This is a genomic window from Arthrobacter burdickii (assembly GCF_030433645.1).
Lineage (GTDB): Bacteria > Actinomycetota > Actinomycetes > Actinomycetales > Micrococcaceae > Arthrobacter_D > Arthrobacter_D burdickii.
In genome coordinates this window covers 200,446-218,662 of record NZ_JAROCG010000001.1, presented here as the reverse complement: position 1 = coordinate 218,662, position 18,217 = coordinate 200,446, and the positions used below count along the sequence as shown (strand labels likewise).

The 18,217-nt window shown below is 69.5% G+C and carries 14 protein-coding genes; 5 read left to right on the top strand and 9 right to left on the bottom strand.

Annotated features, from left to right (window positions below):
* Positions 1-89: 89 nt before the first annotated feature.
* Entirely contained in the window at positions 90-1,544 is a 1,455-nt protein-coding gene (locus P5G52_RS00965; protein ID WP_301224119.1) for a hypothetical protein, read from the top strand.
* On the opposite strand, the gene P5G52_RS00960 is transcribed toward P5G52_RS00965, so the two are convergent.
* From P5G52_RS00960 to P5G52_RS00920, 9 genes are all read right to left on the bottom strand, one after another.
* Positions 1,510-2,544 carry an acyl-CoA thioesterase gene (locus P5G52_RS00960; protein WP_301224118.1) on the bottom strand — a complete coding sequence of 345 codons (1,035 nt, stop codon included), beginning with the start codon at positions 2,542-2,544 and terminating at the stop codon, positions 1,510-1,512. The genes P5G52_RS00965 and P5G52_RS00960 overlap by 35 nt on opposite strands.
* A 55-nt stretch (positions 2,545-2,599) precedes the next feature.
* Positions 2,600-3,643 (bottom strand): zinc-dependent alcohol dehydrogenase family protein, encoded by a 1,044-nt coding sequence (locus P5G52_RS00955; protein WP_301224117.1) that lies wholly within the window; start codon positions 3,641-3,643, stop codon positions 2,600-2,602.
* Between the two features lie 55 nt (positions 3,644-3,698).
* Positions 3,699-5,444 (bottom strand): BCCT family transporter, encoded by a 1,746-nt coding sequence (locus P5G52_RS00950; RefSeq protein WP_301224116.1) that lies wholly within the window; start codon positions 5,442-5,444, stop codon positions 3,699-3,701.
* Between the two features lie 333 nt (positions 5,445-5,777).
* Positions 5,778-7,001 carry an MFS transporter gene (locus P5G52_RS00945; protein WP_301224115.1) on the bottom strand — a complete coding sequence of 408 codons (1,224 nt, stop codon included), beginning with the start codon at positions 6,999-7,001 and terminating at the stop codon, positions 5,778-5,780.
* Positions 7,002-7,182: 181 nt separating this feature from the next.
* Positions 7,183-8,139, bottom strand: coding sequence for an IS481 family transposase (locus P5G52_RS00940; protein WP_301224114.1), 957 nt, complete (start codon positions 8,137-8,139; stop codon positions 7,183-7,185).
* Positions 8,140-8,243: 104 nt separating this feature from the next.
* Entirely contained in the window at positions 8,244-8,588 is a 345-nt protein-coding gene (locus tag P5G52_RS00935) for a hypothetical protein (protein ID WP_301224113.1), read from the bottom strand.
* 119 nt (positions 8,589-8,707) lie between these two features.
* Complete coding sequence (locus tag P5G52_RS00930; protein ID WP_301224112.1) at positions 8,708-9,628, bottom strand: AEC family transporter; 921 nt, start codon at positions 9,626-9,628, stop codon at positions 8,708-8,710.
* 103 nt (positions 9,629-9,731) lie between these two features.
* Positions 9,732-11,396 carry a glycoside hydrolase family 53 protein gene (locus tag P5G52_RS00925; protein ID WP_301224111.1) on the bottom strand — a complete coding sequence of 555 codons (1,665 nt, stop codon included), beginning with the start codon at positions 11,394-11,396 and terminating at the stop codon, positions 9,732-9,734.
* 86 nt (positions 11,397-11,482) lie between these two features.
* A complete protein-coding gene (locus P5G52_RS00920) occupies positions 11,483-13,561 on the bottom strand; it encodes a beta-galactosidase (RefSeq protein ID WP_301224110.1) in 2,079 nt (692 codons plus the stop codon).
* Positions 13,562-13,739: 178 nt separating this feature from the next.
* Here P5G52_RS00920 and P5G52_RS00915 point away from each other — a divergent pair, with 178 nt between their 5' ends.
* The 4 genes from P5G52_RS00915 to P5G52_RS00900 all read left to right on the top strand — a co-directional run bounded on the left by P5G52_RS00915 (position 13,740) and on the right by P5G52_RS00900 (position 18,090).
* Positions 13,740-15,041: an ABC transporter substrate-binding protein gene (locus P5G52_RS00915; RefSeq protein ID WP_301224109.1), complete on the top strand. Its 1,302-nt coding sequence runs from the start codon at positions 13,740-13,742 to the stop codon at positions 15,039-15,041.
* Between the two features lie 227 nt (positions 15,042-15,268).
* Entirely contained in the window at positions 15,269-16,138 is an 870-nt protein-coding gene (locus tag P5G52_RS00910; protein ID WP_301228580.1) for a carbohydrate ABC transporter permease, read from the top strand.
* 1 nt (position 16,139) lies between these two features.
* Positions 16,140-17,027: a carbohydrate ABC transporter permease gene (locus P5G52_RS00905; RefSeq protein WP_301224108.1), complete on the top strand. Its 888-nt coding sequence runs from the start codon at positions 16,140-16,142 to the stop codon at positions 17,025-17,027.
* A gap of 19 nt (positions 17,028-17,046) precedes the next feature.
* Complete coding sequence (locus P5G52_RS00900; RefSeq protein ID WP_301224107.1) at positions 17,047-18,090, top strand: LacI family DNA-binding transcriptional regulator; 1,044 nt, start codon at positions 17,047-17,049, stop codon at positions 18,088-18,090.
* The last annotated feature ends 127 nt before the right edge of the window (positions 18,091-18,217 follow it).

Sequence of the window (18,217 nt, the reverse complement as noted above, 5' to 3'; positions counted from 1 at the left end):
AACCGCCCTTTCGTCAGGTTCTCCGCAGGATTCGACCCGATCAGGACCGGGGCGGATGACCGTCTCCGGGAGTGCCCCACTATGTGGGTATGAAACTGAATGCCGCTGGGGCAACTCTCGTTTCCGCGGCACTCGCTGTCGCCTTCGCCGTCTGCTCACTCGCCACGCCCGCGAGTGCCGGCAGCCTGACCACGAGCACGGGGCAGCAACTGCCCGCCTATCTGCAGGGCTACCGGCAGGGCCAGCTGCTCTGCCCGGGAGCGGCACTCACGGGCAAGGTCTCCGTGGCGATCGTCGATCCGATGATGGCGACCACGGATGCCCCCGGGGACTGCACGCTCTCCGACATGAAGGCCGCCAACCCGGGAACCACCTTCCTCGCCTACCTGAACATCGGTGCCATGAGGGACTTCGAGTCCTGGAACGGCGTCTTCCAGAACTCCTGCGCCGACACCGCGACCGACGCCGGGAAGCAGTTCGGCGTCACCACGTCGAACTCCCGGGTGGCCCGGAACGAGGACGGCCAGGCGAGCTATCCGGGGTTCTCCTACCTGACGGTCGCCGACCTCTCCCCGGCCTACGCCGACGCCTGCGCGGCCACGGCACACACGCTCCTGAGCACCGATGCGCAGCGCGGGACCACCAACGCCGCCCCCGCCCGGTTCGACGGCATCTTCCTCGACGACGCGTCCATGTCCCCCTCCCACGGCCAGGACATGGTCGACGTCGGGCAGTGGGGCCCCTGGCCCGACGACGACGCCTACGGCCGCGCCCTGATCGCCGCCGTCCAGCGCTTCGACGCGACGCTCACACGCACCATGGGCCGGGACGTACCCGTCGCGGTGAACCTCGGCGTCTACCCGGCGTGGAGCAACCAGGTGACCCTCGCCAGGACGCTGGCAGCCACGCGCTCCGTCGATTTCGCGCTCCGCGAGCACGTCGTCGCGACCGGCACGGGCCGGCCGCTGCCGGCGATCGACCTGGACCAGGCGAGCGCGGCGTACCAGACCATCACCGCAGCGGGGATGCCCGTGGTGGAGCACGATTACTCGGTGCCGCTGCGCGAACTGCCGACGACCGCCTACCGCCAGGGCAACGACATCGGGACCTCCGCTCCGTGCCTGCGCGACGGGTTCGGCTCCCGGTCATCCGTCGTGGCGGCGGCGAAGACCCGACGCACCCTCGATCACCGCATGACGCTGGGGCACCTGCTGCAGACCCGCACGAGCAGTGCCCTCCGGATGACTGCGACCCTCTCGCAGGCCGAGCCCACCTGCCAGGACAATGCCTGGGACGACGACGCGAACTTCGAGACGGTCACCACGGCGTCGGTCAGCTCCACCGACGCCCAGGTCACCGCGCTCACGACGGCGGTGACGTCGGGCGCCTACGCCACGGCGGCGCCGCTGAAGTTCGCCGGAGTCACTGTGGTGCGGCTGTCCAACGGGAAGGTCGTGGCGGTCAACACCACGACCATCACGCGCTCCGTCACCGCGTACGGCAGGACGCTCAGCGTCCCGGCGCGGTCGGCGACGATCGGCTGACACTCCCCGCGGAGTCCGAAGCCTCCGGTCGCAGGTGGGTGGGCAGGATGCTTCCGGGCGCCCGGCTGCGGATGAGCAGCAGGTTCCGCGCGTGCTCGTGGAGGCGCCGGTCCTCGTCCGAACGCGGGACCCAGGGCGGGACCGGGACAGCCGTACCCTCGTCGTCGCGCGCCACCATGACCGTGAGGCACGTGGTGGTCAGCGCCATCTCCCGGGACCGGGGGCTGCCGGAGCGGACGTGCACCGCGACGTGCATGCCCTTGTGCCCGGTGTAGACCAGCCGCGCTTCCACCTCGACGACATCGCCGATATGCAGCGGCTTCAGGAACCGCACGCCGCCCGAGAAGACCGCGACGGTGTCCAGTCCGCAGTAGCGCGTGGAGCAGACGTAGGCGGCCTCGTCGATCCAGTCCATGACCGTGCCGCCGTGGACCTTTCCGCCCCAGTTGACGTCGGTCGGCGCGGCGAGGAACCGGAGGACGGTGCGTTCGGCGGTCCCGGCGTCGGTGTACTCCTGGCGGCTCATCTCCTCCACGATCTCCCTGCGCACGTCGATGCGTGCCACGGCGTGGTCGCTGTCCAGGCGTTCGGCGTCGGTCCGGGGTTCGAACGCGGGGACGGGCACGGGTTTGCCATCGGGCCCCACCGCCACGAAGATCACCAGGCATTCGCTGCGCCGTCCGCCGTCGTCACCCGAGACGGATCCCGACGAGACGACGGTCCGGATGTGCATGGAGGACGTACCGGTGTGGACGATGGTGGCCTCTACCTCCACGAGGTCGCCCACCACCACGGGATCCGCGAAGTGGATGTTGCCCACGTAGGCGGTGACGCAGTAGGTCTTCGCCCAGCCGACGGCGGCGGCGTAGGCGGCCTTGTCCACCCACTCGAGCACCGTGCCGGCGTCGACCGATCCGCTGTGGCCGAGGTCGGTGGGGGAGGCGAGGAACCTCAGGGTGACGGAGTGCGCTGCCTCCGCGGCGGGCGAGAAAGCATTCATGCCCCAGTATCACCACGCGGGAGACGCAAGCGGTAATGCAGCCCCCGCGCGGGTGTCACAAGCGAAGGTCGACGACGGTGACCCCGCCCGCCGATCGGTCGCCCGCCATGGCCACGAGGGCGTCCGGCACGTCCGCGAGGGAGATGGTCCGTTCGATGAGGTCCTGTGGGCGCAGGCGGTCCGCCGCCACCAGGTCGAGCAGCCCGGGGTAGTCCCGCGCCGGCATGCCGTGGCTGCCCAGGATGGAGAGCTCCTTGCCGATGACCGCGCCCATGGGGATGACGGGGTCCGAGGGGAAGAGGCCGATCTGCACGTGGCGGCCGCGCGGCCGCAGCGAGAGGATCCCGACGGCGGCCGTCTCCTCGCGTCCGAGGGCGTCCACGGAGACGTCGAAGCCCGACGGCGCCGTCGCGCGCACGGCCTCGAGCACGGCGTCGCGCGGCAGGCCGGAGGAATTCACGGTCCTGGCGGCGCCGAACCTCCCGGCCCGCTCCAGTGCGGCGGCGTCGATGTCGACGGCGACCACCTCCGCGCCCAGGGCCGCACCGATCATCACGGCGCTCAGGCCCACGCCGCCGCAGCCGACCACCAGGAGGGTCTCGCCGGCTCCGAGGCGCGCCTGGTGCACGAGGCCCCGGTACGACGTCGCGAACCGGCAGCCGAGCAGTGCGGCGGCGCCGCTGTCGAGCGAAGGGGGCACCACGATCAGGTTGATGTCGGCGTCATGCAGGGCCACGAGGTCGGCGAAGGAGCCCCAGTGCGTGAAACCCGGCTGCGTCTGGTTGCGGCACACCTGCCCGTTGCCGGACAGGCACTCCGGGCAGCGCCCGCAGGCGCAGACGAACGGCGTGGTGACGCGGTTCCCCACGGCGAAGTGGCGGACGTCGTCGCCGACCGCGGTGATGGTGCCCACCAGCTCGTGACCGGGGACGTGCGGGAGGGTGATGCCGTCGTCGTGCCCCAGCCACCCGTGCACGTCGCTGCGGCACAGGCCCGTGGCCTCGACGCGGACGACGACGCCTCCCGGCGATGGAACGGGCTCGGGGACGTCCCGGAGGACAGGGCGGGCGGAGAACCCGTCGAAGCAGACAGCGCGCATCGCACTATTCTGCCCCGCGGGTTCCCGCCCAGCACATCGCCCCCCCCCGGGGAGGTCAGGACTTCGCCTGGGGAGCCTTCCGGGCGGCACGCGATCCGGTGCGCGATCCGGTGCGCAATCCGATCTGCAGTCCGGTGCGCGAGCCGGTGCGTGATCCGGTGCGTGATCCGGTGCGCAAGCGGGTCCGCAATCCGGTCTGCAGTGCGGCGCGCGATCCGGTGCGACGCGCCCCGGTGATGAGCGGATCCTTCGAGAGGTCCATCATGAGCGCCACGCACAGTCCGATCATCACGAGCAGGAACGGGGCTGCGGCGATGATGGTCAGCGTCTGCAGCGCCTCGAGGCTTCCCACCGAGAGCAGGACGGCGGCCACTCCGCCCGTCAGGGCGCCCCACAGGATGGTGAGCCACTTGCGCGGGACGGCAGCGCCGAAGGAGGACAACGACCCCAGCACGATCGAGGACGCATCGGCGCCCGAGATGAAGAAGACCGCAACGAGGACGACCACCAGGATCGAGGTGACGGACGCCAGCGGGTACTGCGACAGGAGGGCGAACATCGCCGATTCCTGGCTCTCCGCGTTCGCGGCCGCGATGTCGACCCCGTTGTTCTGCAGGGTGAGGGCCGAACCGCCCCAGACACTGAACCAGATGAGGCTGATGAAACTGGGCACGGCCACGACGCCGAGGACGAACTCGCGGATGGTGCGCCCGCGGGAGATCTTCGCGAGGAACGAGCCCACGAAGGGGGTCCAGGAGACCCACCAGGCCCAGTAGAAGATGGTCCACGCCGCGAGCCATTCGTGGCCGCCGAAGGCGCCCGTGCGGGACGCCATCTGGGGGAGGCCGATGAGGTAGCTGCCCGCCGAGGCCGGGATGAGCTCGAGGATGAAGACCGTGGGTCCCACGACGAACAGGAAGAACAGCAGGGCGAGGGCGAGGATCATGTTGCCGTTGGAGAGCCACTTGATGCCGCGGCTGACGCCGCTGACGGCCGACAGGACGAAGCAGACGGTGAGGACGGCGATCAGCGTGATCTGCAGTCCCAGGCTGCTGCCCACGCCGAAGACCTTCGAGAGTCCGCCGTTGATCTGCAGGACGCCGAGGCCGAGGGACGTGGCGGAGCCGAAGAGGGTCGCGAAGATCGCGAAGACGTCGATGGCGCGCAGGCCCTTCGGCGTGGGACGGCCGCGGAACAGGGCCGTGAAGGCGCCACTGAAGCCGGCACCACGGCCCTTGCGGAAGGCCGAATAGGCGAGCGCCAGGCCGACGACGGCGTAGATGGCCCAGGGGTGGATGGCCCAGTGGAACAGCGTGTAGTTCATGGCCTGGCGGGCCGCTTCCGGCGTCGCGGGCGAGATCCCGTCGACGGGCGGGGTGAGGTAGTGGGAGATGGGTTCGGTGACGCCGTAGAACATGAGCCCGATGCCCATGCCGGCACTGAACATCATGGCGATCCAGGAAACCCTCGAGTACTCGGGCTTCTCGCCGTCCTCGCCGAGGGGGATGCGGCCGTACTTGCTGAAGGCGAGGAAGAGGGCGAAGACCACGAATCCGGTGGCCGTGGCGACGAAGGCCCAGCCGAAGGTGGCCACGAGGCCCTTCAGCATCGACGAGGTCACGTCGGAGAACGCCCCGGGGAAGAGGACCGCCGCCAGCATCAGGAGGATGACGATGGAGAGCGAGACGAAGAGGACCGGCCGGTCCAGCACGGCCTTCGCGGGCGCCTCCCCGGGAGGGGCCTCGAAGGGCGTCTCCTCGCCGGGCGGGAATCCTTGAATGGGCTCGGTGGAATTAGACATAGGGCTTAGGGTACGCGCGGCTCGCCGACGGGTCAGGGCCGATTCCATCCTGAAATCCCGCTTGCCCAGGCCTTCCACGACGGGACCGCCCCGTGTCGCGGGGCCACGGCCAGGGCTGGCGGCGGGTGCCTCTGATCCGCCTGCTTCCCTGCAACGACGGCGATTTCCGGCCGTTGCGGACAGTCCTGACGCCGAGGTCGGTGACGCTCCTCGACGCCGGAGGTCCGGTGCCCGCTCGTCCCACCGGTGCCGGCGCCCGGATGTGACGAAGTTCCCACCCGGACGCCGGCCGAACGGCGTGCTGGCGGCGGATCCCGGGCGGGCTGCGGCAGGTCAGCCGGCGCGGAGGCGGTGCCGCTCCCTGCGGTCCTTGGCGGTGTCGGTGGCGAGGCTGAGGGAGAGGCCGACGGCGACGAGCAGGATCATGACGAACGGGAGGACCTCGAGGCCGATGCCGTCCAGCAGGAGTCCGCCGAGGAGGGCGCCCCCGCCGATGCCGACGTTGAACGCCGTCGTCTGCAGGGCCGCGGAGAGGTCGCGTGTCCGGAAGGACGCCGTCCGGAGCATGCGGGTCTGCAGCAGGGCGGGGATGCCGCCGAACGCGGCGCCCCAGACGATGACGGCGATGAGGACCACCACGGTGTTGGCGGTGGCCAGCGCGAGGGTGAGGACTGCCGCCATGACCACCAGGACGACGCCCGCGAACGCCTTGCGGGGGAAGCGGTCGGCCGCGTACCCGGCTCCCACGAGACCGATGATGCCTGCGCCGCCGTAGAGGAACAGGACGAGGGCGACCGACCCGGGCTCGAAGGTGGAGACATCCGTCAGCCAGGGGGCGATGTACGTGTAGAAGGTGTTCTGCCCGGTCAGCAGGATCAGGATGACGGTGCACAGCAGGATCACGGCCCTGAAGCTGGGGTCGCGGCGCAGCGGGACGCGCTCCTCGCCGGCCTTCCGTTCTCCGTGATGGTTGACCGGAGGCAGGAACTTCACGATGACGAGGGCCAGGGCGGCGACGGCCACTCCGATGATGGTGAAGGCCGTACGCCAGCCGAGGGCGTTGCCGATCGCGGTCCCGACCGGGACGCCGAGGACGAACGCCGCCGTTCCACCGCCGGCGGTGATGGCGATGGCCTTGCCGAGCTGGTGGGCCGGGACGAGGTGCGCGGCGTAGGCGGCGACGACGGCCCAGAAGAGCCCGTGCGCCAGCCCGCCGAGGATACGCGCTGCGACCAGGACGCCGTAGGTCGGGGCGATCGCCGCGATGATGTTCGCCACGGCGATCACGAGGAGCACGACGACGATCAGCGACTTGCGTGAGTACCGCTGGGTCAGGGCGGCCAGGGGCGTGGTCGCGACGACGACGGTCCCCGCGAAGATCGTCACGAGGTATCCGGCCGTCGAGAGGCCCACGTTCAGGTCGCGGGCCATCGCCGGCAGGAGGCCGGTGGGCAGGAACTCGCTGGTCACGGAGACGAAGATCGCCCCCGCAAGGGACAGCAGCCCGATGTAGGGGAAGGGCACGGCGGTCTTCACCGGCACGGAGGAAACAGACAAGGGACACCAATCAGAGGTCTTACGGCGGTCAGAGCCCCGGCTGCTCCGTTGAAAACCGAAGGGCATACTCCAGTCAAGCCGAGAGACGGCTTTGACTACTGCAACAACACCGCGGGGACGCAGGGCATTCCTGTTGCCTCGGGCAAAACCTCTTTGTTCCTGTTCTAGGTGTACTGGGCCATCAGGTTGGTGACACTCGGGTGATGGGTGTGGCTCCGATGCCGGTGTGGATGCGTTCAGTGTTGTAGTGCTGGAGCCAGGGTGCAAGGGCGGCTTGGCGTTGAGCGCTGCTGGTGAAGACCTGGCGGTAGGCCCATTCGGTTTGGAGTGTGCGGTTGAAGCGTTCGGCTTTGCCGTTGGTCCAGGGGCAGTGGGGTTTGATGAAGCGTTGAACGGCTCCGAGGTCCGCCACGGCCCGGGCGAATGCGGCGGAGTTGCGGTAGGCGAAGGCGTTGTCGGTGATGACGCGTTCGATACGGTTGATGCCTTGTTCGGCGAAGTAGATGCCGGCGCGGACGAGGAACCCCGCGGCGGTTGCGCCTTTTTCGTCGGGGAGGACTTCGGCGTACCCGACCCGGGTGTGATCATCGATGGCGACGTGGACGTAGTCGTAGCCGATGCCGCGGCCTCTGACCTGCTCGGAACGCCCGTGCGCCCGCCAGCCACCACCGGCCGGTATCCGTCCGAGTTTTTTGACGTCCAGGTGGACCAGCTCGCCGGGGGTGGTGCGCTCGTACCGGTTCGAGCTCGCCCGCGACGCACGAATTGGGGTCCCGGTGAGCGGATCGCAGTCCGCGAGCCGCGGCACCTGATGGCGGTGCAGGATCCGGGTCACGGTGCGTGCCGGGACACCTGTGACTGCCGCGATGCGCAACGGCCCGAAGCGCAGAGCCTGCCGGGCCTGCAGGACTTCCTGTTCCCGATCGGCGCTGGTACGCCTGGGCGATGATCGTGGTCGGCTCGAACGGTCCCGCAGCCCCGCGGTTCCTTCGGCCCGGTACCGGCCGACCCACCGGTACGCGGTCTGCCGGGACACGCCCAACTCGGCAGCGATATGGGCGACCGGGCGACCTGCCGCCACCCGATCAACAAGCAACTGTCTTCCATGCACCGTCAGACGAGCATTAACGTGGGACACGAGGACCTCCGGTCGCGAAGTGTGGGAACTAGACAGCTCCACTAAGCCCGGAGGTCCTCCTCGTATCAAGCCCCAAGCGTCAACAACGTCCCAGCCCAGTACATCTAGGCCCGGCCCGCGGTGCCCGTCCCGCCGCGAGCCGGCTCCCGCTCGCCGGTGAGGGCTGTCGTCGGGCGCCCGGCACCGTCGTCCTCCCCGTCGTCCTCGCCGTCGTCCTCCCCGTCGTCCTGCCGGGGCACGAGCGTCAGGCGCGGCCCCGCGTCGCGGTCGTCGAGCTCATCGGTGATCTCGTCCTTGCGGGACGCCGTCTCGGGATCGACTTCGCCGTCCTCCGCCCACTCGTGCTCGATCTCCCGGTGGACCTTGCTGTTCAGGACCTCGACCTCCTGGTCCCGCAGCCGGCCGAGGTCGGCGGGGAACGGTTCGTCCGGGGAGATCCTGCTGCTCATGCCTGTCCAATCTGCTGGCCGTGGGTGCACGGCGACCGGAGAAAGAGTAGGTGCCGTGGGCGACCGCGACAAGCAGGTCCCTTAGTTCTTTCGCCCCTACCCGGGAACGGGGTGCCCGTTCAGGCGAGGAGTGCGGCGACGACGATGAGCGCCGGGATCGCGAGCACGGAGGACAGCAGCACCGTGTCCCGGGCCAGCGGGATGCCGCGGCCGTACCGGCTGGCGAACATGAAGACGTTCTGCGCGGTGGGCAGCGCCGATACGACGACGGCGGCGAGCAGCTTGTGGCCGTCGAGCCCGAAGAGGTGGTGCGCGGTCAGGTAGGCGACCACCGGCATGAGGGCGCTCTTGAGAGCCGTGGCCGTGAGGACCTGCAGGCGGTCCGGGCTGCGTCGAAGTGGCCGGCTCCCCGGCAAGGACATCCCGAAGGACAGCAGGACCATGGGCACGGCGGCGCCGCCGAGGAGTACCAGGGAATCCCATACCGGGCCCGGCGGGCGGAATCCCGTGGCGGCCACCGCGACGCCCAGCAGGGACGCGATGATCATCGGATTCCGGAAGGGCTGGGTCAGGAAGGCCCGGAACGAGGGTTTCCGGCTCGAGGTGAGGTCGAGGACCGTCAGGTAGAGGGGAGCGAGCAGCAGGAGCTGCACGAGCAGCACGGGGGCGACCGGCGTGGCATCACCGAGGGCGTAGAGCGCGATGGGGATGCCGATGTTGTTGGCATTCACGTAGGAACTCGCCATCGCCCCGATGGCCGTCTCGGCCGCCGGCCTGCGGAAGAGGAACCTGCTGATGAGGACGTAGAGGACGGCGATCGCCAGGGAGGAGATGAGCGCGATCGGCATGTACTCGGAGAACACCGAACCGAGGTCCGCGTCGGCCAGGACGGTGAAGAGCAGCGCCGGATTGGTCACGAAGAACGCCATCTGGTTCAGTGCGAAACCGGCCTGCGGTCCGCCGATGACCAGGCGTCCGGCGACATAGCCGATGACGATCACCGCGCCGACGACGGCGAATCCCCCCAGTACTCCCAGCATGTTCTCTCCCTACGCATCGGGCGGTCCCGCCCGGGTGCCCCCTTAAGAACCTAGTGCGTCCCCCGACGGGCGGGGGACGCACCAGGTCCTGCGGACCGCAGGGTTACGGCGTGCGACGCGGCTCGGGGTCCGGGGCGTACTCGGCGAGGGCAGGCAGCGCGCGGCCCTCGAAGTCGAACATCGCCTGGTTTTCCCAGGCATTGCCGCTCGCAGGGTCGGCAGGATCCCAGCCGTTGCCCTCGACGGCGGTCCAGGCCGGTTCCCAGCTCACGACGCCGACGCCCCGCCCGCCGGGAGCGGAGGCGACGACGTCCTGTACCGCGCGGAAGTTCGCGGCCTGGCCCTCGGGTGTCGCCGGGTAGCCCGGCACCAGTTCCGATGCGAGGTCGATGACGTTCTGCCACGGATGGTCCGGATCGTCGGCCAGCGTGAAGGGGTAGGAGTTCTCCACCACCAGCACATCGCGGTCGTATCGGGCGGACAGCGTGGTGACGGCGTTCTGCAGGTCGGCCATCGAGCCGTGCCAGTAGCCGTAGTAGGAGAGCCCGATGGTGTCGAACTGCACGCCGCGTGCCGTGACCTCGTCGAACCACCAGGTCAGGCCGCCGATGCCATTGTTGATGTTGGTCAGGTGCAGGATCACGTCCGTGTCGGCGCTGACGTCCTTGACGGCACGGGAACCGGCCGAGAGGAACAGGGCGAGGTTGTCCCACTGCGCGCCGTCGACGCCGTCGCCGGGGATGACGTCCCAGGTCTGGCCGAGGGGCCACAGCATGCCGGGGTTGATCTCGTTGCCCACCTGGACCGCGTCCGCCGTCGCTCCCGCGTCCTTCAGGGCCGTCAGGACATCGTGCGTGTGCTGGTACACGGCGTCCGCGACGGCCTCGGCGTCCAGGTCCACCCAGGCAGCGGGCATCCCCTGGGCTCCCGGGTCGGTCCAGCGGTCGCTGTAGTGGAAGTCGACGAGCACCTGCATGCCGGCGGCCTTCGCGCGCTTCGCCGTCGCCACGACCTCGTCGGTGGTGTTGTAGCCGTCGGCGGGGTCGACCCAGACCTTCAGCCGCACCATGTTCGCGCCGGCGTCGGCGAACGCCTGGACGCCATCCACGGGCTGCCCCGCGGCATCGTAGTAGACGGCGCCGTTGTCCTCGTTCTTGGCCAGGTTGGACAGGTCGGCACCGCGGACGGCGCGGGAGACGGACCCGGGCCGGAGCGTGACATCGTCAACGACCACCCAGTCGCCGGCCGTGCCGCGCGTCTCGATGACCACCTCGCAGGAGCCCTTCGTGACGTACGCGTCGGCCGCGATGGTGAGCCACGCGCCATCCTGCGCGGTGGACGGGATGACGGTCTCGCCGTCGGTCCCGCAGTTCCGCAGGGCGATGCGGGACGCCCGGAGCGAGCCCTCGGACTTCACGCGGGCGGACACCGTCCACCAGCCCTCGGCCAGCGCACCGGTCTTCTGGCGGGCGGTGGCCGTGGCGTCCCCGGACAACCGCTGTGCGAGGTGGGCTCCCTCGCCGTCGCGCTCGACGACGGTGGAGGCGGGATTGCCCGTGGTCTTCCAGCCGGTCAGGCCGGCCTCGAAGCCCGGGTTGATGATGCCACCCGGTGCGGGGGCCTGAGCGGGGGCCGGTGCGGGGGCCGGTGCGGCCGATACCGGCGCCAACCCTGCGGGCAGGGTGATGGCAGCCAGTACCGCGGCGGCCAGCACCCTGCCCCTCCGTCGTCCGCTCCTCGTGCGCGGTGCTGCGTGCAGTGTTCTCATGCGTCCTCCTTGACGTAGGCCCCTGAGCGGGCTCTGCGGGTACTGCGGTTCCTGCTGTTAAGTGCCCCGCCGGATGGCGGGGCGGATCACGCTCCGGTGACGGTCTCGATGACCGCGGAGGCGCCTGCGGCGAGCGGATCGCCGGCCGTGACGGTCCTGCCGCTGACGAGGTCGGTGCCGCCGACGGGCAGTACGGAGTCGGCGTCGGTGTGGTTGAGCACGAAGGTGAACGTTCCTTCGTCCGAGGTGCGGCTGACGGTCTCCACCCCGGGCTGCGAGGGGCCGTCCGGGATCCCGGCGACGGCCAGGGCCTCGCCGAGCAGGGCATCGAGTGCGGGCGCCGCGGGCCTCGTGGAGATGTACCAGGCGGTGCCCTTGCCGAAGGCGTTCACGGTGACGGCAGGCTTTCCCGCGGCGGGCCCGGAGGCATAGCCGGTGTGTGCCTGCGCGCCGTTCAACTCGAGGTCCTCCGCCCAGACGTCCGCCGTCGAGCCGTCGTCGAGGGTCACGGACTCGTGCTCGCGCAGGGGCAGCCACTCCGCGACCGTCAGTCCGAGGACGTTCCGGAGCTGGCCCGGATAGCCGCCGGCAGGGACGGCGTCGTGGTCGTCCACCACGCCGGAGAAGAAGGAGGCCACGAGGTTGCCGCCTTCCGCCACGTATGCCTCGAGGTTCCCGCGCGCGGTGGGGGACACGGCGTAGAGGGCGGGCGCGAGGACGAGGTCGTAGCCGCCGAGCTCCTGCTCGGGGTGCGCGAAGTCGACCGTCACGTTCCGCTGCCACAGAGCCGTGTAGTAGGCCTCGATGCGTTCCCGGTGGTCGAGGTCCTCGGAGGGCCGCCACTCGAGGTCCTGCGCCCAGAAGGACTGGGTGTCCCACAGGATGGCGACCCTCGCGTGGACCCGGGAGCCGCGGACGGCGCCGGCGCGGCGGAGCGTTGCGCCGAGTTCGGTCACCTCCCGGAAGATGCGCGAGTCCGCGCCCTGGTGCGGAACCATGGCGGAGTGGAACTTCTCCGCTCCGAACCGCGAGGCCCGGAACTGGAAGAACATGACGGCATCGGCGCCGCGCGCCACGTGGCTGAGGCTGTTGCGCAGCATCTCCCCGGGGCGCTTGGCGATGTTGCGGGGCTGCCAGTTGACCGCCGAGGTGGAGTGCTCCATCAGCATCCACGGCTTGCCGCCGGCGAGGGAGCGCGTGAAGTCGGCGTCGAGCGCCAGGAGCACGTGGTTGTCCTCCCGTTCGGCGGTCAGGTAGTGGTCGTTGGCGACGACGTCGACCTCGCGGGCCCAGGCCCAGTAGTCCAGGGACGGGCAGCTGGTGGCCATGAAGTTGGTGGTGACGGGCAGGCCGGGGGTGTACTGCCGGATGATGTCGCGCTCGAGGACGTAGCACTCGAGGAGTGCGTCGGAGGTGAACCGCTTGAAGTCGAGGCGGTGGGCCGGATTCACCACGCTGGCGCTCAGCCGGGGTGCATCGATCTCGTCCCACGCGCCGTAGCGCTGGCCCCAGAAGGTGGTGCCCCAGGCGTCGTTGAGTGCATCGAGCGAGCCGTAGCGGTTGCCGAGCCAGGCGCGGAAGGCCTGCACCGAGTGCTCCGAGTAGCATTCGCTGACCGGGGCCCCGTATTCGTTGTGCACGTGCCACATGCGCAGCGCCGGGTGCCCGGCGTAGCGGCGTGCGAGCTCCTCCGTGATGCGCCCGGCGTGGTGGCGGTACTCCGGGGAACTCGGCGAGGCCATGCCGCGCGAGCCGTGCCCGAGCGTCAGCCCCTCCCGCGTCACCGGGCGTGCCTGCGGGTACTTCTTCCAGAACCAGGCGGGCGGGGCGGCGGTCGGGGTGCCGAGGTCGACGTCGATGCCCGCGGAGGCGAGCAGGTCCATGATGTCGTCGAGGAAGGTGAAGTCGAACTCGCCGTCGCGCGGCTCCAGCAGTGCCCACGAGAAGATGCCGATGCTGACCAGGTTGATCCCGGCCTGCTGCATGAGCGCGATGTCCTCGAGCCACACGTGACGCGGCCACTGCTCCGGGTTGTAGTCCCCGCCGTACCGGAGCTGCTGGGTCCCGCCCGGCCAGGACCGGCTGGCGGGGGCGGTGGAGGTGCCCGGAACGGCAGCGCCCGGCAGGGCGCCTGAGGTGGTGACCGCGGTGTGGTCAAGCGACATGGAAAATCTCCTTTGACTGTGTGCGCTCCCAGTTCTAGCACGGACAGTGGGCACAGTGGTAGCTCTTCCCGCCCACCTTGACAGCACGCGGATCTCTGTGACCTACTGGAACCGCTCACAGTCTGGCGCCGTACTCGTTCGAGGGGCGTACTGGATTGCTTTCGACAAGGAGGACGAAATGCGTTCAATTCTTCGCGTCGGTGCCATGGCTACCGTCGCTGCCACCGCCCTGCTCACCGCGGGATGCTCGAGTCCCGCTGCGGACGAACCCACCGCCGAAGGTCCCGTAGAGCTCAGCTTCTGGGCCTGGGCTCCCAACATCGAGAAGGTGGTGGAGCTGTGGAACGAGGAGCACCCGGAGATTCAGGTCACCGTCAGCAAGCAGGACGGCGGAGACCCTGCGGTCACCAAGCTCCTCACCGCGATCAATGCGGGCAGCGGTGCTCCTGACCTGATGCAGGCGGAGTACCAGAAGATCCCGACGCTCGTGGCCTCCGATGCCCTGGCAGACATCTCCGAGGGCGCCGGCGACCTCGAGGACAAGTTCCCCGAAGGTGTCTGGTCCTCCGTCACCCTCGGCGGGGACGCCCTCTACGCCGTACCGCAGGACTCCGGGCCCATGATGTTCTACTACCGCGAGGACGTCTTCAAGGAACTCGGCCTCGAGGTGCCCACCACCTGGGAGGAGTACGCCGACGTCGCACGCGCCGTGCACGCCTCCGACCCCAAGCGCTACCTCGGCACGTTCTCCGCGAACGACGCCGGCTGGTTCGCCGGGATGGCACAGCAGGCAGGAACCTCCTGGTGGAGCATCGACGGCGACTCCTGGGGTGTCGACATCGACAGCGAGGCCACCGAGAAGGTCGCCTCCTACTGGGGCGGACTCGTCGAGGAAGGCGCGATCGACAACAAGCCCATGTACACGCCCGAGTGGAATGCCGGGCTCAACGACGGCAGCCAGGTCGGCTGGCTGAGCGCCGTGTGGGCGCCGGGTGTCCTGTCCGGCAACGCCGCGGAGACCGCGGGCCTCTGGAAGGCCGCCCCCATGCCGCAGTGGGAGGGGGAGGACGCGACCGGCAACTGGGGCGGATCCTCCACCGCCGTCACGTCGCAGAGCGAGCACGTCGAGGCCGCGACCGAGTTCGCCACGTGGCTGAACACCGATCCCGAGGCGGTCCAGGCACTGGCCGACGTCGCCAACGTCTACCCGGCAGCCACCGAGGAAGCCGAAGCAGCCCTGACGACGGCACCGGAGTTCTTCAGCAACCAGCCCGACTTCTACGACGTCGCGGGGGACGTGGCGCAGACGGTCAGCCCCTTCACCTACGGGCCGAACGTCAACGTCGCCTTCAGCGCCTACAACGACGAGTTCGCCAAGGCAGCCGACGCGAAGACGGAATCCGCCTTCGTCGACGCCCTGAAGGCCATGCAGGAGATCACCGTCACCGATCTCAAGGACAACGGCTTCAACGTCAAGTAAGCCGCACCAGTATCACCGGTGCCGCCGCCCCCACACAGGGCGGGCGGCGGCACCGACGTTCGAAGGGGAACACCGTGAGCGTTCAGCCAGCAGTATCCGGGAGCACCAGCGCCCGCGCCGACCGGCGGTCCGGCCAGGACGGTCCACCGCCGTCGGGGAGCCCGGGCGGCAGTCCCGCGCAGCGCCGGTCCCACCGGTTCCGGTCCCGCGTCCTGACGCCGTACCTGATGCTCGCTCCCGGCATCCTCCTGTTCGCCGTCTTCATGGCGGCCCCCATCCTCTACACGCTGTACCTGAGCTTCCAGCGCGTCGAGGTGTCGGGGCTCGGGCTCGGCTCGGGGGCGCGGAAGCAGGTCTTCGCCGGCCTCGACAACTACGTCGCAGCCCTCACGGACCCCGAATTCGCCGCCAGCGTGGGCAGGGTCCTGCTGTACGGACTCATCCTGATCCCCTGCATGCTCGGGCTCGCGCTCCTGTTCGCCCTCCTGCTCGATTCCCGGCGGTCCAGGGCCACCACGTTCTCGAGGGTCTCGATCTTCCTGCCCTATGCGGTGCCGGCCGTCATCAGCTCGCTGCTCTGGGGATTCCTGTACCTGCCCTCGGTCAGCCCGTTCTACTACGTGACGGAGCGGCTAGGCCTCGACGCACCGCAGATCCTCTCCTCCGGACTCATCATGTTCGGCATCGCCAACATCGCCCTGTGGGGTGGGGTGGGCTTCAACATGATTGTCATCTACACCTCCCTCAAAGCCGTGCCGAACGACATCTACGAGGCGGCCCGGCTCGACGGCGCCACCGAGACGCAGATCGCCCTCCGCATCAAGATCCCCATCGTGATGCCGTCGCTCATCATGACGGCCCTGTTCTCCATCGTGGCGACGCTCCAGGTCTTCGCCGAGCCCACCACGCTCCGGCCGCTGACCAACACGCTCTCGACCAGCTGGACACCGCTGATGAAGGTGTACCGGGATGCGTTCACCCGTGACGACATCTACTCCGCCGCGGCGAGCTCGATCGTCATCGCCGCAGCGACCCTCCTGATCTCCTTCGTATTCCTCCGCGTGGTCCAGAAGCGCGCCTTCGGACAGGAAGACTGACATGGCTACCCCCTCGCTCACCCCCGCCCTGCGGTCCCGCCGCGACAGCGTCCACGGACACGAGAAGGCGAGCCCCGTCGCCACGGCGCTGCTGCTCCTCGGCGCGCTCTACTGCCTGCTCCCGGTGCTGTGGGTCCTCATGGCCTCCACCAAGGACGGCTCCGAACTCTTCTCCACGTTCACCTTCGCGCCCAGCACGCACCTGTTCGACAACATCGCCCAGCTGAGCGGTTACCGCGACGGCCTCTTCTGGCGGTGGATGGCGAACACCGCGCTGTACGCGGGGGCCGGTGCGATCGCCTCCACGTTCGTCTCCGCCCTGTCCGGCTACGTGCTCGCGAAGTTCGCCTTCCCCGGCAAGGGTGCGGTGTTCAACATCCTGCTCATGGGCGTCCTGGTACCCGGCGTCATCCTCGCCATCCCGCAGTACTTCCTCATGGCGCAGCTGGGGCTCACCAACACCTACTGGGCCGTGTTCCTGCCGCAGATCATCAGCCCGTACGGCATCTACCTGGCCCGCATCTACGCGGCCGCCGCCGTCCCGACCGACGTCGTCGAGGCCGCCCGGACGGACGGCGCCAGCGAAATGGGGATCTTCGCCCGCATCGCCATGCCGATGATGCTCCCGGGCCTGGTGACCATCTTCCTGTTCCAGTTCGTGGCGATCTGGAACAACTTCATGCTGCCGTACATCATGCTCGGCGACGACTCCCTGTTCCCCATCACCGTGGGCCTCAACGGCCTGCTGAACCAGGGGGCCTCCGCGCCCGCCCTGTACACACTCGTCGTGACGGGGGCCCTCCTGTCCGTCCTGCCGCTGATCCTGATGTTCCTCCTGCTGCAGCGCTTCTGGCGCGTGGACCTCGCAGCAGGCGCCGTCAAGGCCTGAACCGGCTGGAGGATACGCTATGACCGTGACCAGTGCCCGGGGCTCCAAGCGGCCCACCATCGACGACGTCGCCAAGGCGGCCGGCGTCTCGCGGGGCACTGTGTCGAGGGTCCTGAACGGCGGCCACTGGGTCAGCCCCGATGCCCTGACCGCCGTCGAACTGGCCATCAAGAAGACCGGCTACCGCATCAACCCCCACGCGCGGAGCCTCGCCACGAGCAAGGCCAACACGGTGGCGTTCCTGCTCAGCGAGACCCAGGAACGCCTCTTCGAGGACCCGAACTTCTCGATCCTGATGCGGGGCGCGTCCGAGGCCCTGGGGGAGCACGACGTCTCCCTCGTCCTCATCATGGCGGGCACGAAGGACGAACAGCGCCGTGCCCGCGACTTCATCACGGCCGGCCACGTCGACGGCGTCCTCCTGGTCTCCTCGCATGCACGCGGCCAGTCGATCGTGGGAGAGATCCACCAGTCAGGGATCCCGATGATCGCCTGCGGCATCCCGCTCGGCTTCGAGGGCAAGATCGGCTACGTCGCGGCCGACGACGCCGCGGGCGCGCGCGAGATGGTCGCCTACCTGCGCGGGCTCGGCCGGACCAGGATCGCGACGATCACGGGCCCCATGGACACGTCCGGGGGCGTCGGCCGGCTGCGTGGCTACCGGGAGGAGATGGGCCCGGACTTCGATGAGGCACTGACGGCTCCGGGCGACTACAGCCGGGAGAGCGGACGCCAGGCCATGCAGCAGCTCCTCGTGCAGGCGCCGGGGCTCGACGCCGTCTTCGCGGCGAACGACCTCATGGCGGCGGGAGCCCTCGACGTCCTGCACGCGGCCGGCAGGCGGGTCCCCGAGGACGTCGCGGTCGCGGGGTTCGACGACTCCCCGGTCGCGGCCTCCACCGACCCGGGGCTGACGACCATGCGCCAGCCCTTCGCGCGCATCAGCCGTGAGATGGTCCGGATCCTGCTCGGCGTCATCCGCGGCGAGGACCCCGCCGCCATCATCCTCCCCACGCACCTGGTCGAACGGGCATCGACGGGCGGGGTGACGGTCTCCGCCTGAGCCCGGAATTCTTTTGGGAAGCGTTTTCCCAAAATGCTTGTTCCCGGCAACCAGGGCCGTTAGGCTGACGGCAAGTCTCCGCTGTCTCACTCTCCGACGCCGTCGTACCCGGCGCCGGAGCAGCGCG

What these genes read in the sequence shown, in the direction of transcription:
- P5G52_RS00965 (WP_301224119.1), top strand. Translation starts at nt 90, where the DNA reads ATGAAACTGAATGCCGCTGGGGCAACTCTCGTTTCCGCGGCACTCGCT.
- P5G52_RS00960 (WP_301224118.1), bottom strand. Translation starts at nt 2,544, where the DNA reads ATGAATGCTTTCTCGCCCGCCGCGGAGGCAGCGCACTCCGTCACCCTG.
- P5G52_RS00955 (WP_301224117.1), bottom strand. Translation starts at nt 3,643, where the DNA reads ATGCGCGCTGTCTGCTTCGACGGGTTCTCCGCCCGCCCTGTCCTCCGG.
- P5G52_RS00950 (WP_301224116.1), bottom strand. Translation starts at nt 5,444, where the DNA reads ATGTCTAATTCCACCGAGCCCATTCAAGGATTCCCGCCCGGCGAGGAG.
- P5G52_RS00935 (WP_301224113.1), bottom strand. Translation starts at nt 8,588, where the DNA reads ATGAGCAGCAGGATCTCCCCGGACGAACCGTTCCCCGCCGACCTCGGC.
- P5G52_RS00930 (WP_301224112.1), bottom strand. Translation starts at nt 9,628, where the DNA reads ATGCTGGGAGTACTGGGGGGATTCGCCGTCGTCGGCGCGGTGATCGTC.
- P5G52_RS00925 (WP_301224111.1), bottom strand. Translation starts at nt 11,396, where the DNA reads ATGAGAACACTGCACGCAGCACCGCGCACGAGGAGCGGACGACGGAGG.
- P5G52_RS00920 (WP_301224110.1), bottom strand. Translation starts at nt 13,561, where the DNA reads ATGTCGCTTGACCACACCGCGGTCACCACCTCAGGCGCCCTGCCGGGC.
- P5G52_RS00915 (WP_301224109.1), top strand. Translation starts at nt 13,740, where the DNA reads ATGCGTTCAATTCTTCGCGTCGGTGCCATGGCTACCGTCGCTGCCACC.
- P5G52_RS00910 (WP_301228580.1), top strand. Translation starts at nt 15,269, where the DNA reads ATGCTCGCTCCCGGCATCCTCCTGTTCGCCGTCTTCATGGCGGCCCCC.
- P5G52_RS00905 (WP_301224108.1), top strand. Translation starts at nt 16,140, where the DNA reads ATGGCTACCCCCTCGCTCACCCCCGCCCTGCGGTCCCGCCGCGACAGC.
- P5G52_RS00900 (WP_301224107.1), top strand. Translation starts at nt 17,047, where the DNA reads ATGACCGTGACCAGTGCCCGGGGCTCCAAGCGGCCCACCATCGACGAC.